Origin of the sequence: Aeromonas sp. Y318-1, from assembly GCF_027706125.1 — a bacterium.
GTDB lineage: Bacteria > Pseudomonadota > Gammaproteobacteria > Enterobacterales > Aeromonadaceae > Aeromonas > Aeromonas hydrophila.
Genome location: NZ_JAPDCM010000006.1, coordinates 202643 through 215113, shown reverse-complemented (window position 1 = coordinate 215113; position 12471 = coordinate 202643). Strand labels below are relative to the sequence as shown.

Annotated in this window: 11 protein-coding genes; 4 read left to right on the top strand and 7 right to left on the bottom strand. The window is 61.8% G+C overall.

Going from position 1 to position 12471, the window contains the following annotated elements; genetic code table 11:
* Nucleotides 1-153 precede the first annotated feature (153 nt).
* From OKB87_RS11210 to rlmM, 4 genes are read left to right on the top strand one after another with little or no spacing between them, the layout of a single operon-like run.
* Nucleotides 154-1074: a transcriptional regulator GcvA gene (locus tag OKB87_RS11210; RefSeq protein ID WP_005303519.1), complete on the top strand. Its 921-nt coding sequence runs from the start codon at nt 154-156 to the stop codon at nt 1072-1074.
* A complete protein-coding gene (locus tag OKB87_RS11205; RefSeq protein WP_270827452.1) occupies nt 1067-1699 on the top strand; it encodes an alpha/beta fold hydrolase in 633 nt (210 codons plus the stop codon). The genes OKB87_RS11210 and OKB87_RS11205 overlap by 8 nt, the downstream gene beginning before the upstream one ends.
* 38 nt (nt 1700-1737) lie before the next feature.
* Nucleotides 1738-2124, top strand: coding sequence for a DUF423 domain-containing protein (locus tag OKB87_RS11200; RefSeq protein WP_270827451.1), 387 nt, complete (start codon nt 1738-1740; stop codon nt 2122-2124).
* Nucleotides 2117-3211 carry a 23S rRNA (cytidine(2498)-2'-O)-methyltransferase RlmM gene (rlmM, locus tag OKB87_RS11195; protein ID WP_016349849.1) on the top strand — a complete coding sequence of 365 codons (1095 nt, stop codon included), beginning with the start codon at nt 2117-2119 and terminating at the stop codon, nt 3209-3211. Before OKB87_RS11200 ends, rlmM begins: the two co-directional genes overlap by 8 nt.
* 70 nt (nt 3212-3281) lie before the next feature.
* Here rlmM and OKB87_RS11190 read toward each other — a convergent pair whose 3' ends face one another.
* The 7 genes from OKB87_RS11190 to queF all read right to left on the bottom strand — a co-directional run bounded on the left by OKB87_RS11190 (nt 3282) and on the right by queF (nt 12401).
* Nucleotides 3282-3722 carry a hypothetical protein gene (locus OKB87_RS11190; protein WP_011705073.1) on the bottom strand — a complete coding sequence of 147 codons (441 nt, stop codon included), beginning with the start codon at nt 3720-3722 and terminating at the stop codon, nt 3282-3284.
* A 121-nt stretch (nt 3723-3843) separates the two neighbouring features.
* Nucleotides 3844-4851, bottom strand: coding sequence for an isocitrate dehydrogenase (locus OKB87_RS11185; RefSeq protein WP_029301600.1), 1008 nt, complete (start codon nt 4849-4851; stop codon nt 3844-3846).
* A 146-nt stretch (nt 4852-4997) separates the two neighbouring features.
* Nucleotides 4998-5801: a flap endonuclease Xni gene (gene xni, locus OKB87_RS11180; RefSeq protein ID WP_270827450.1), complete on the bottom strand. Its 804-nt coding sequence runs from the start codon at nt 5799-5801 to the stop codon at nt 4998-5000.
* A gap of 130 nt (nt 5802-5931) precedes the next feature.
* Nucleotides 5932-7287 carry a nucleotide 5'-monophosphate nucleosidase PpnN gene (gene ppnN / locus OKB87_RS11175; protein WP_011705076.1) on the bottom strand — a complete coding sequence of 452 codons (1356 nt, stop codon included), beginning with the start codon at nt 7285-7287 and terminating at the stop codon, nt 5932-5934.
* Between the two features lie 150 nt (nt 7288-7437).
* A complete protein-coding gene (locus OKB87_RS11170) occupies nt 7438-9057 on the bottom strand; it encodes a GGDEF domain-containing protein (RefSeq protein WP_045790443.1) in 1620 nt (539 codons plus the stop codon).
* A 90-nt stretch (nt 9058-9147) separates the two neighbouring features.
* The gene (locus OKB87_RS11165; protein WP_017408616.1) at nt 9148-11418 is read right to left on the bottom strand and encodes a hypothetical protein; all 2271 of its coding nucleotides are present in this window, start codon (nt 11416-11418) and stop codon (nt 9148-9150) included.
* A 134-nt stretch (nt 11419-11552) separates the two neighbouring features.
* Entirely contained in the window at nt 11553-12401 is an 849-nt protein-coding gene (queF, locus tag OKB87_RS11160; protein ID WP_164927568.1) for an NADPH-dependent 7-cyano-7-deazaguanine reductase QueF, read from the bottom strand.
* Nucleotides 12402-12471: the final 70 nt, after the last annotated feature.

The window sequence follows — 12471 nt, the reverse complement described above, 5'->3', positions numbered from 1 at the left end:
GACTCACAAAAATCACATGTAAACCAACATGGAAGAGAAAAAGTGAGCCATATGACAACGGATTGCGAAGCGAATTATGTTTATTCACTGGTCGACCCGCAACCGACAAATTATAATGCGGCCCATTAGAAAAACTCATCGTCGGCTGGTCTCATGTCTCGTCGTTTACCCCCGCTCAATGCACTGAAAGCATTCGAAGCCGCGGCTCGTCATTTAAGCTTCACCCGGGCTGCGGAAGAGCTTTTCGTGACCCAGGCTGCCATCAGTCACCAGATCAAGGCGCTGGAAGAGTACCTCGGCATCAAGCTGTTTCGCCGCAAGAACCGCTCCCTGCTGTTGACCGAGGAGGGGCAGGGCTACTTCCTCGACATCAAGGACATCTTCACCTCCATCTCGGAGGCGACTGACAAGCTGCTGGCGCGCAGCGCCAAGGGGGCGCTCACCGTCTCTTTGCAGCCGAGTTTCGCCATCCAGTGGCTGGTGCCGCGGCTGGTGAAGTTCAGCGAGCGCCACCCCGACATCGATGTGCGGATCAAGGCGGTGGACATGGACGAGGGCTCGCTCACCGACGATGTGGACGTGGCCATCTATTACGGCCGTGGCAACTGGCCTGGGCTGCGTGCCGACAAGCTGCACACCGAGTATCTGATCCCGGTCTGTTCGCCGCTGCTGCTGACCGGCCCCAAGCCGCTGCGCACCCCGGACGATCTGACCCGCCACACCCTGCTGCACGATACCTCGCGCCGCGACTGGAAGGCCTGGTTTCGCCAGCTCGACATCGATGCGCCCAACGTCAATCAGGGACCCATCTTCAGCCACTCCACCATGGTGATCCAGGCGGCCATTCACGGCCAGGGGGTGGCCCTTGGCCACAGCGTGCTGGCCCAGCCCGAAATAGAGGCCGGCCGCCTCATCTGCCCGTTCGAGCAGGTGCTGGTGAGCAAGAACGCCTTCTATCTGGTGTGCCAGGAGCAGCAGTCCGATCAGGGCAAGATAGTGGCCTTCCGCGACTGGATGCTGGAGCTGGTGGAGCAGGAGGAGGCCCGTCGCCGGGCACGGCTGGCCGATGCCTGAGGTGATCCGGGAGGGGGCTGTCGATGCACCCGTCCGAATTCTGCTGGCCCATGGCGCCGGCGCGGGCATGGAGCACGCCTTTCTGGCCGAGCTGTCACGCCTGCTGGCCGGGCCGGACATCGAGGTGGTGCGCTTCAACTTCCCCTACATGAGCAAGCGCGCGCTGGATGGCAAACGCAGACCACCGGACAGGCAACCCGTGCTGCTGGCACACTGGCGCCAGATGGCGAAGGAGTTTGCTCATCCCCGGCTGTTTCTGGCCGGCAAGTCGATGGGCGGGCGGATGGCGGCCGAACTCTATCAGGATAGCGAGGATGAGATGAATGCTGCAGGATTGCTCATTCTCGGGTATCCTTTCCACCCCCCGGCCAACCCCGACCGCTGGCGGGGTGACGTGCTCAAGCAGATCAAGACGCCGACCCTGCTGTTGCAGGGGGAGCGCGATACTTTCGGCACCCGTGCCGAACTGGCTGATTTTCCCTTCTCACCCTCCGTATCGGTCCATTGGCTGACCGATGGTGATCATGGCTTCAAACCGCGCAAGAGCAGCGGGGTGAGCGAGGAGGATAACCTGCGGCAGGCGGCCGGGCAGATCAAGAACTTCATTGCGACCATCCCGACGTGAACGTGAGGATGGGAAGCGAAACGACGAGGAGGCAAGGGATGCAATTCCATCGACATTGGCTGGTGCTGGCGGGTGTGTTCGGCCTGACGGCAACCCTGCTGGGGGCCTACGGTGCCCATGGTCTGGCGGCCAGCGGGATCGAGCCTTCGCTTCTGGCGGCGTTCAATACCGCCGTGCAGTATCAGTTTTTCCACGCCCTGGCCCTGCTGGTGCTGGGGTGGTGCGGTGTGCGCAGCAAGGTCATCACCTTTGCCGGCACCGCCTTCGTGCTGGGGATCCTGGGATTCTCCGGCAGTATTTATGCCATGGTGCTGCTCGGCAGCAAGGGGCTGGGGCTGATTACCCCGGCCGGTGGCCTCTGTTTTATGTTCGGATGGGCGGCTCTGATATGGGCTGGCTGTCGTCTTGGAGGAAAAAATGAATAATCTGCTGCTTTATTGCCGCCCCGGTTTTGAGAAAGAGGCGGCGGCAGAGATCACCGAGCGTGCCAGTAACATGCAGTGCTACGGTTTCGCCCGGGTCAAGGACGACAGCGGTTACGTGATATTCGAGCTGTATGACGAGGAGCAGGCCGATCTGCTGGCGCGCAAGCTGCCGTTCAGAGAGCTTATTTTCATTCGCCAGATGCTGGTGGTGACCCATGAGCTGAAGGATCTGGATCTGTCGGATCGCATCACCCCCATCCTGGAGGCGACCCAGGGTTACGCCATCTGCGGCGATCTGCGGGTGGAAACCGCCGATACCAACGAGGCAAAAGAGCTGTCGGCCTTCTGCCGCAAGTTCACCGTGCCGCTGCGCCAGGCGCTGCGTGGCAACGAGCTGCTGACCAAGAAGGAGACCCCGCACCGGCCGGTGTTCCACGCCTTCTTCCTGGCCAATGATCACGTGTTGCTGGGTTACTCCTACTCCTTCAACAACTCCGAATTCCACATGGGTATCCCGCGTCTGCGCTGCCCGGCCGATGCTCCGAGCCGCTCCAGCCTCAAGCTGGAAGAGGCCTTCTACGTGTTCGTGCCGCGGGAAGAGTGGGACCTGCGCCTCACCTCCGGCATGAAGGCCGTCGATCTGGGCGCCTGCCCGGGTGGCTGGACCTATCAGCTGGTACGTCGCGGCATGATGGTGACGGCGGTGGACAACGGCATGATGGCCCAGTCCCTGATGGATACCGGTCAGGTCAAGCACATTCGCGACGATGGTTTCGTGTGGCGGCCGAGCAAGAAGAACACCTACTGGCTGGTGTGCGACATGGTGGACAAGCCGGCGCGGGTCACCCACATGATCGCCGACTGGTTCCGGGAGAGCGATTGCCAGGAGGCGATGTTCAACCTCAAGCTGCCGATGAAGAAGCGCTACGCCGAGGCGGTGCACAACATCGAGGTGCTGCGCGAGCTGCTCAAGGAGATCGACAACGCTTTCGTGATCCAGGCCAAGCAGCTCTATCACGATCGCGAAGAGATCACGGTGCACGTCTACAACAAGTACTGGGTTTCCAAGCTCTCCGCCAAGGAGTAATTGCTGGCGGTGAGCCACTGACCACAAGGCCGACAACCCACGGGTTGTCGGCCTTGTGATTTCAGCGCCATCAGAAACGGTAATCGAAGCGCAGCGAGGATTCGCCGTCGGTGAGCTTGAGCTCGATGTCGAGCGGTATGGTGCGATCGGTCGGGCTGAACTCCAGCTTCACCCCGTTGCCGCGCAGCTTGATGGAGGTATTCATGCCGGCGGTCTTGAACTTGATCCTGGGTTTGTGCTGCTCGAAGGAGAGGCTCACGCTCTTCTCGGCGGTCAGGTTCAGTTTCTGGTAGGGAGTGACCTGACTGTTGCCATCGCTGTCGGTCACGACATCCATCCCGAAGGAGAGCGGTTTGGGTGCCTTGAGCAGGTCGTTGGTATCCACGTTGGAGCGCCAGACCTGGCTTGCCTGCTGGGAAGAGGGGGGCAATTGCGGCCAGGCATTCTCGACCGGTCTGTCTACTGCCATGGCGTTGCTGCTGATGAGCAGCAGGGTAACGATAGCGCGCATAATGGATCTCCTTATCCCTTATCTATTGAACATAGTAGCCAATCGACAAAGGGGGGAGAGCACCGCGAGATAAAACAAAGGGAGCCTAAGCTCCCTTTAAAAATCAATATCTTGGGTGTTATTACAAACGGTCGATGATGGATTGGGTGAACTCGCTGGTGGAGGCGGAGCCCCCCAGATCCCGGGTCACCCGGTCGCCGGATTCGATGGTGGCGCGTACCGCCTCACGGATCCGTTCGGCCTTGTCCTGCATGCCCAGATACTCCAGCATCTGGATGGAGGCGAGGATCACCGAAGTGGGGTTGGCGATGTTCTTGCCGGCGATATCCGGTGCCGAGCCGTGCACCGCTTCGAAGATGGCGGCGCCATCGCCGATGTTGGCACCCGGTGCCATCCCTAAGCCCCCCACCAGACCGGCGCACAGATCCGACAGGATGTCGCCGAACAGGTTGGTGGTGACCATGACGTCGAAGCGCTCCGGGTACATCACCAGGTTCATGCAGGCGGCATCAACGATCATCTCTTCGCTCTGGATGTCCGGGTAGCGGCTGGCCACTTCACGAGCCACTTCCAGGAACAGGCCGGAGGTGGACTTGAGGATGTTGGCCTTGTGGATGATGGTGACTTTCTTGCGCCCTTCCTGGCGAGCCAGCTCGAAGGCGAACTTGACGATGCGTTCCGCCCCTTCGCGGGTGATGATGCTCATCGCCTCGGCGCTCTTGTTGTCGTCGCTGCGCTTCTGACCGGCCCCCGAATACATGCCTTCGGTGTTCTCGCGCACCGTGATGATGTCGATGTTGTCATAACGGCTGCGGGTCCCCTTGAAGGAGAGCACCGGGCGGACGTTGGCGTAGAGGTTGAATTTCTTGCGCAGGGAGACGTTGATGGAGGTGAAGCCACCGCCGACCGGGGTGGTGAGCGGGCCCTTCAGGCTGACCTTGTTCTTCTCGATGAGATCCAGCGTTGCCTGGGGCAGCAGCTCGCCGTGCTTCTCCAGCGCCACCAGGCCGGCGTCCGCGTATTCGTATTCGAAGTCACAACCGGCGTGGGTCAGGATCTGGATGGCGGATTCGATGATGCTGGGGCCGATGCCGTCGCCCGGGATGACGGTAATTTTTCTTTTTGACATGAGACGTATCCACTTCTAGGGAACAGAGGGGGAGGATTCGGCGGTTTTATACCATTTCTACACCTAACCCTCCATGTTTCTTTACATTCTATCTGTTTTTGTCAACAGCGAGAGTGAGTCCGGTCATGCTTGGCGGTTTCGCTTTATCAGGCTTCGGGAGCCGGTGGGTAGCGGATCTCCCGCAGATTGAAGCCGAGTGGAATGTCCCGCTGCAGCCGCACCAGCCGTTGGGCCAGCAGGGCCTCATCCTGGTGCTGGCGCAGCTTGAGCAGCGCCTTGGCGGCATCTTCCTGCTGGCAGGCCGCCAGCAGGCTGGCCAGATCGCCGTATTGCTGCAGCAGCTGGGTGGCGGTCTTGGGGCCGATGCCGGGCACCCCCTTGATGTTGGAGCCGCCGATGCCGGTGAGGGCCCAGAAATCTACCAGTTGCGTCGGAGCAACCCCGTACTGCTGCTCGACGAAGGCGGTGTCCAGCCAGCGCTTGTTGAAGTAGTCGCGGATCTGGATCTGCGGGCAGATGAGCTGGCAGAACCCCTTGTCGGTGGAGATGATGGTGGCTCTGGCACCGTGCTGGGCAATGCCGGTGGCCAGGGTGGCGATGAGATCATCCGCCTCGTCGGTCTGGGAGAGCAGGGCGTCCACGCCGCACTCCCAGAAGGCATCCTGCAGCTCGTTCAAGCCCTCACGCAGCTCGGTCGGCATGGGAGTTCGCCCCTCCTTGTAGGCCGGGTAGACCTCCTTGCGCCAGCTGTGTACCTCGCCGTCGAACACCGCGATGACGTGGGTCGGCTCGCTGGCGGCCAGCAGCTTGCGGCAGGTGTTGATGAGGTTGGCACGGGTGGCGATCAACGCCTGGGCCGGGGTCAGCGCCTGCTGGGCCTGAACCGCGTGCAGCCGGCGAATGAGATTGAGGGCATCGATGATGAGCAGGTGTGGCCTTGGGTTTGACATAGGGCACTCTTGGCAGTCGGGACGCCCCATTGTAACAAACCAGCGGGCTCGATGGGGGATTGATGGCCGCGGGCATTCCCTGCGACAAAAAAGGGGCGCCATGCGCCCCTCGTTTCAGCTGTGCTGCCCGTCAGCGCACGATTTCGTAGCAGGGCACATACTGGCTGCCCGGCAGCTTCATGCGCTGCTGCTTGACGAAGCTCTCCAGCAGCTTGTCCATCAGGTGCATCAGCTCCTTGTCGCCGTGCAGCTTGAAGGGGCCCTTCTTCTCGATGGCGCGGATGCCCCCTTCCTTGACGTTGCCGGCGACGATGCCGGAGAAGGCTCGGCGCAGGTTGGCCGCCAGCAGCTGGGGCGGCTGGTTGCGGTGCAGGTCGAGGCTGGCCATGTTGGCGTGATCCGGCTCGAACGGCAGCTGGAACTCCGGCTCGATCTTGAGCGACCAGTTGAAGGAGTAGGCATCGCCGACCGATTTGCGGTATTCGCGGATCTTCGGCATCGCCTCTTTCATGACCCGGGCCACTTCCGGGGCATCGCCGACGATGATCCGGTAGAGGCTGGTGGCCGGCTCACCCAGGGTCGCCTTGACGAAGTCGTCGATGGCGCGGAAGTAGTCGGCGCTCTCCTTGGGGCCGGTCAGGATGATCGGCATGGGCTGCCGTTCGTTGGCCGGGTGCATCATGATGCCGAGCAGGTAGAGCAGCTCTTCGGCGGTACCGACCCCGCCCGGGAAGATGATGATGCCGTGGCCAAGGCGCACGAAGGCCTCCAGCCGCTTCTCGATGTCCGGCAGGATCACCAGCTCGTTGACGATGGGGTTGGGCGGCTCGGCGGCGATGATGGAAGGCTCGGTGAGGCCGATGTAGCGGCCGTTGCGCACCCGCTGCTTGGCGTGGCCGACGGCGGCGCCCTTCATCGGGCCCTCCATGGCACCCGGGCCACAGCCGGTGCAGATGTTGAGCTCACGCAGGCCCAGCTCGCTGCCCACCGCGCGGGTGTACTGGTACTCGATCTCGTTGATGGAGTGACCGCCCCAGCAGACCACCAGATTGGGGTCGGCGCCAGGCAGGATCGCCTTGGCGTTGCGCAGGATGGCGAACACCACGTTGGAGATGTGGGTGGAGCTGGTCAGGTTGACCAGCCGGTTCGACTCCAGCTGGGTCGACACATAGAGGATGTCGCGCAGGACGGAGAACAGGTGCTCCTGAATGCCGCGGATGATCTCGCCATCGACGAAGGCGTGCTCGGGGGCGTTGAACAGCTCGAGCTTGACCCCGCGCTCGCGCCGGATCACATGAATATCGAAGGATTTGAAGCGCTCCAGTATCTCTTTGGAGCTGTCGGTATGGCTGCCGGAGTTGAGTACCGCCAGCGAGCAGTTGCGAAACAGTTGATAGATATCGCTGGAGGCGGTTTGCTTGAGGCGGTCCACCTCGAGCTGGGACAGCAAGTCCATGCTGCCGACTGGATTGATGTGCGTAATCATAGGTTCCCCTTTCACTCGCTTGTTATCGTTGTGCTTTTCCCTGGGGAGAAAACGGGATGCCCTGTGGCATCCCTTGAATTTGATAGTAGATGTAAGCGGTGGGGCAGGGGAATAGGGGAAAAGTGCGTTTGCTGCTTTTTTAGTCGCCGATCAGGCCAGATTGACCTGATCCCGACCCGAGTTCTTGGAGCTGTAGAGTGCCTTGTCGGCCCGCTCGAACGCATCCGTGGTGTGATCCCCTTCCCTAAACAGGGTGGCACCGATGGAGATGGTGATCTCGACCCTGGCATCGCGAAAACGAAACGGAATGCTCTTGATGGTCTGGCGCAAAGTCTCCAGCGGCTTCTGGAACTTGTCCGGATTGATGTTCGGCAGCAGCACCACGAACTCCTCGCCGCCGAAGCGGGCGATGAAGTCGGTGTCGCGCAGGGCCCCCTGCAGCGCCTTGGCCACCACCTTCAACGCCTTGTCGCCGGCCATATGGCCGTAGTTGTCGTTGATGTGCTTGAAGTGGTCGATGTCGATGATGGCCAGGCACAGCGGCGTGTTGTAGCGCAGCCAGCGCTTGTATTCGAGCTCGAGCCGCTCGTCGAGGGCTGCCCGGTTGTGCACCTGGGTCAGGCTGTCGAGGAACAGCTTGTGTTTCTGGATGGTGAGTCGCTTCTTGTATTCGGCGGTCTCCTCCTTCATCAGCCGCAGCTTGGCCTCCATGGTGGAGAGGCGGGTCAGCAGATGGCGCTCGCGGGCGGCCATGGCCTCCCTGTCCTGCAGCAGCAGGTTGATGGCCCCCATGTGACCGGAGATGGCCCCCTTGAGGTCATCAATGGTGTCATGGCTGGCCAGGGTATGGTCAATGGCCTTCAGCTCCCTGTCGATGGCCTTGCGGGTATCCAGAGTGGCGCTTTGCAGGGCGCGCCCCTCGTCGAGGGATTCGGTGAAGCTGAAGTGGACCGCCGAGAGGCTCTCGTTGAGGGTGCTGAGAAACGCCTGGGAGGCTTTGCGCTCCTCGCGGGTGCCCTCGATGATGAGCTCGATCACCTGCAGGCAGATCTCCGCCAGCAGGGGAGGGGTGATGCCATTGAGCAGTTGGCGGCGAATGTCCGCCAGACTCTCGCCGACGGCGCCGGCAAAGTCGAGCTCGGTGATGAGCCGCTGCAGCTCGTCGGCGATGTGGGCATGTACCTTGACGTCAAAGGGGGCGCCCGGCTCCGGCGCGGCTAGGTCGGTGACCGTTTCTGCCTGGTTGCCGGCGGGCGTGCTCTGGGCCAGCAGGGGTTGGGTGGGCAGCAGCTGGATCTTGATGGCCTGCTGGTAGAACTCCAGCAGCCGGATCACCTTCTTCTGGTGATCGCCGATGCCATAGCCATCCGGGCTTGCCAGAAACTCCTTGAGGGATTTGCGGGTCTCCTCCGGGAAGCCCTTGAGAGCCTTGAGTTGCTTGCTGCCGAGCTCGATGGCGGACTTGGTCAGGGAGATGGACTCTTCCAGCGCGTTGCCGTGCTGCTGCAGCAGCTTCTCGATGACGGCGAGGTCGGCATCGAGGGAGGAGAGCGGCGGGTTGCCATCGAGTTTCTGCTTGAGCTTGGCGAGCTTGTTGTCCAGCTCGCGATCGTGGCCGCGACAGGCCTGCATCAGCTTGGCGATGAACTGGATGCTGCGGGCCCGTTCGGTGTCGGAGAAAGAGACGACGCCGTCCAGCTCCAGCTGCTTTTGCTGAAGGGATTCCCTGAGTCTGGCCAATTGTCCGGCTACGGCAGCGATATCATTCATTATTCAGGTCGCCCTGTTGTCATTATCGTTGTTGTGTTGGATAGCAACAGCGGTCGAACCCAGTTCCAGACCCAGTTGATTATCTATGTGTCATTGATCAACCGGCGCTTTCGTCCGTGAAAGTCGAAGCCAATTAACCCATTGCTTTTCATGAGAAGAATTTACTTTTACCAGTCCCTTGTCAATTGCCATCAAGCAGCATTGCCACACATCCCCATTAAAAAATGCGGCCTGCTGGCAATCGATGGCGGCCAGCTCCAGCCAGACGCTTTGCTGGTGTTTTTCGCTGAGCTGAATGGCTCCTGCCAGGGCCAGATAACAGAGGTCGAACAGGCCGTGATGATCGAGGGCGGTGGCCGCCTTGGGCAGGAAGGGGTGGCTGACGATGCCGAGGCTGATGTGGCGATCGAGCGGGTGCTGGCAGGGGAACTCGGCCAGTGCCGCAAGCAGTTCGCGGGCAAGTCGGTGCAGGTCTTCCACATGGCGTTGGGGCACCACATAGAGCAGGTGGCCTTCGCGCAGGTCATAGATGCGGCCATCCTGCGGGGTGAGGCCGTTGACGTAGGCGCCGAAGGCCTGCTCTATCTCGCGGCTCACCTGATAACCGTGCTGTTCCAGGCTGTTGACCAGGAAGGGCACCCGAAACAGCAGGTAGTGCAGCTTGTCGTCGAACTCGCTGGTGGGCAGTTCGCTTAAATACCAGCGCTCGGATTTTTGCTGGCGCTTGGCCATCTCCCGCGGCCAGCGGCTCATCAGTCGCTGCCAGTTGGCCAGCCCGGTGCGTGGCTCGAGCAGCAGCGCCTCGCCCAGCTGTTTGCCCTGCAGACGGGCGACCCGCAGCTTGAGCCAGAGGGTGAAGAACAGATAGATGAACAGGGTCAGCAACAGACCGGTCACCACGCTCGACCAGAGGTAGCGATCCTGCTGATGCTTGCTGGTGCTCAGCTGCTGCTGCAGCTCCTTGATCTGCTGCTCCCGCTCCACCTGGGCGTAGTTGTCGCGGATCGCCTCCTGCTCCAGATCGACCTGCTGCTGACGGACCTGCTCGCTGCGCTGGTGGAAATTCTTGTAGCTGTCCAGCGCCTGCTGCAGATAGCCCTTCTGCTCGTAGGCCGCCGAGAGCAGGCGGAAGATCTCGAACTGGCGCTGGGCGTCGCCGATCTGGTTGGCCAGTGCCAGCGCGTTTTCCAGCTGCAGGATGGCGATGCCCGCCTCCTTCTGCTTGAGGTGCAGCTCACCCAGCAGCAGCAGGGTGTCGATCAGCGGCTCCTTGTCGTCCCCCAGCTCGTGGGACTGGCGGGCCGCGGTGAGGTAGTTGCGGGCCAGGGTCAGGTTGCCGGTTTCCAGATAGGTTTTGCCTATCTCGTACTTGAGGTGGGCGATGCGGGTGCGGTTGTTGCCCTCGTCCAGCAGATCAAGGGCATTGAAGAAGTAGACCAGCGCCATGTTCATCTCGCCCTGCTCCCGGTTGAGGCGGGCCAGCACGATGAGGGCGTCGCTCAGCAGGGAAGGATTGCCGAGGGCATGGAAGTAGTTGGCCGCCTCGTTGGCGTATTGCAGCGCCTTCTGCGGCTCCTGCTCCTCCTGATAGAGGTTCACTATCTGGTTCGACAGCAGGCCGAGGAACAGCGGATCCTGCAACCCTCTGGCCTGCTGCTGGGCATCGATGTAGTCACCCAGCGAGAGTTGGGGCTGCTTGAGGGCGTGGTAGAGGTCGCCGCTCACCGCGCTGACCCAGGCGCTGGCCAGCGGATTCTTGGTCTGATCCGCCCAGCGGCGGGCTTCGGCCAGCTGGCGCTTGGCCTCGTCGAACTGGTGCGCTTCTATGCTGGCGTTGGTGCGCAGCAGCCGGCTGTACACCTGCAACTGGCTCTCTTTCAGGCTGGGGGTGCTGAGCAGGGTCTCCAGCTGGCCGAGCAGGCCGCCGCTGGCGCCGTGGGAGCGCTCCTGCAGATTCTGGCTGCGGATCTTCAGATAGAGGCCGTGGGCCTGCAGCTCCAGTTGCTGCTCCTTGGCCGCCATGGCGATGCCCTGATCGAGGGATTTCTGGGCCGCCTGGAACTGGCCAAGCTGCAGCAGGCACTCCCCCTTGAGCAGGTGGGCACCGGTGGCCTGGGCGGCGGTGCCATAGCTCAACAGCGGCTCGCGGTAACCGTACTCCTGGCGATTGCTGATGATTTGCTTGGGATTATTGGCCGTGCGGGTGAGGAAGGCGGAGGTGATCTGCACGCATCTGGCGGGATCGGTCAGCACCAGGGTCTGGGCCTGTTGCAGATCGATGGACAACTGCTCCTTGGCCAGATCCAGATCAGGAGCCGACAGGGAGGACATCATCATTGCCAGAAAAAACAGTTGATTCATTGGATTAAGGGCAGCACGGGAGTGAGGGCATGTTATCCAAGCCCGCCCCCGTGCGTCCAGAGTTTACTGACAGATTGCGCGCCGGCTCCGCGATCCGGGCCGTGGCAGTGCTGCAGGCCCGGTGGGGTGACGGGTTATTGCCGGATCAGGCGCAGGTTGGCCGGCACCACTTCCCAGTCGCTGCGAAACGGGTTGATGTCCAGGCCGCCGCGGCGGGTGTAGCGGGCGTAGACGGTCAGTTGGCTCGGGCGGCAGAAGTGCTTGAGATCGGTGAAGATCCGCTCGATGCACTGCTCGTGGAACTCGTTGTGCTGGCGAAACGAGATGAGGTAGCGCAGCAGTTTTTCCCGGTCCAGCTGCGGGCCGCGATAGTGGATCACCACGGATCCCCAGTCCGGCTGGCTGGTCACCAGGCAGTTGGACTTGAGCAGGTGGCTGTGCAGGGTCTCCTCCACCTCCTGGCTGCCGGCCGCGCCTTGCAGCAGGTCGGCATCGAACTCGTAACAGTCCACTGCGATGTCCTGTTCGTCGATGCACTCGCCCGGCAGGGCGGCAATGTGGTGCGGAGCCTGGGCCAGCGGGAACAGGGTGACGCTCACGTCGCTACCGGCACAGGCGCTCAAGTCCTTGACCAGCATGGCCTGCACCGCTTCCAGCGAGTCGCAGCGGGTCTGGTTGAAGGAGTTGAGGTAGAGCTTGAACGACTTGGATTCGATGAGGTTCGCGCTGGTGGCGGGTACCGAGACCTCGCCGACGGCGACCATGGGCTTGCCCCTGGCATTGAGCCAGGAGAGCTCGTACAGGGTCCAGACGTCGCAACCCTGGAACGGCAGCTCGCCGCCAAGGCCGAGGTCGTCGCGGTTCAGGCTGCGGGGCACCGGCTGCAGCAGGGCCGGGGTGTACTGGCTGATGTAGGCCGACTGTTGACCCAGGCTCAGCCCCTGCAGGGCGCTGGCTCCGGCGTATCTCTCTTGTTTGCTCATGTGTGCTGACTCGAACGTTGAATGGGCGATGGCAGAGCATGCGCCCGATGGGGGCGGCAAGGCGGGGAGC

What these genes read in the sequence shown, in the direction of transcription:
- OKB87_RS11165 (WP_017408616.1), bottom strand. Translation starts at nt 11,418, where the DNA reads ATGAATCAACTGTTTTTTCTGGCAATGATGATGTCCTCCCTGTCGGCT.
- OKB87_RS11210 (WP_005303519.1), top strand. Translation starts at nt 154, where the DNA reads ATGTCTCGTCGTTTACCCCCGCTCAATGCACTGAAAGCATTCGAAGCC.
- xni (WP_270827450.1), bottom strand. Translation starts at nt 5,801, where the DNA reads ATGTCAAACCCAAGGCCACACCTGCTCATCATCGATGCCCTCAATCTC.
- OKB87_RS11190 (WP_011705073.1), bottom strand. Translation starts at nt 3,722, where the DNA reads ATGCGCGCTATCGTTACCCTGCTGCTCATCAGCAGCAACGCCATGGCA.
- OKB87_RS11200 (WP_270827451.1), top strand. Translation starts at nt 1,738, where the DNA reads ATGCAATTCCATCGACATTGGCTGGTGCTGGCGGGTGTGTTCGGCCTG.
- ppnN (WP_011705076.1), bottom strand. Translation starts at nt 7,287, where the DNA reads ATGATTACGCACATCAATCCAGTCGGCAGCATGGACTTGCTGTCCCAG.
- OKB87_RS11205 (WP_270827452.1), top strand. Translation starts at nt 1,067, where the DNA reads ATGCCTGAGGTGATCCGGGAGGGGGCTGTCGATGCACCCGTCCGAATT.
- OKB87_RS11170 (WP_045790443.1), bottom strand. Translation starts at nt 9,057, where the DNA reads ATGAATGATATCGCTGCCGTAGCCGGACAATTGGCCAGACTCAGGGAA.
- rlmM (WP_016349849.1), top strand. Translation starts at nt 2,117, where the DNA reads ATGAATAATCTGCTGCTTTATTGCCGCCCCGGTTTTGAGAAAGAGGCG.
- OKB87_RS11185 (WP_029301600.1), bottom strand. Translation starts at nt 4,851, where the DNA reads ATGTCAAAAAGAAAAATTACCGTCATCCCGGGCGACGGCATCGGCCCC.
- queF (WP_164927568.1), bottom strand. Translation starts at nt 12,401, where the DNA reads ATGAGCAAACAAGAGAGATACGCCGGAGCCAGCGCCCTGCAGGGGCTG.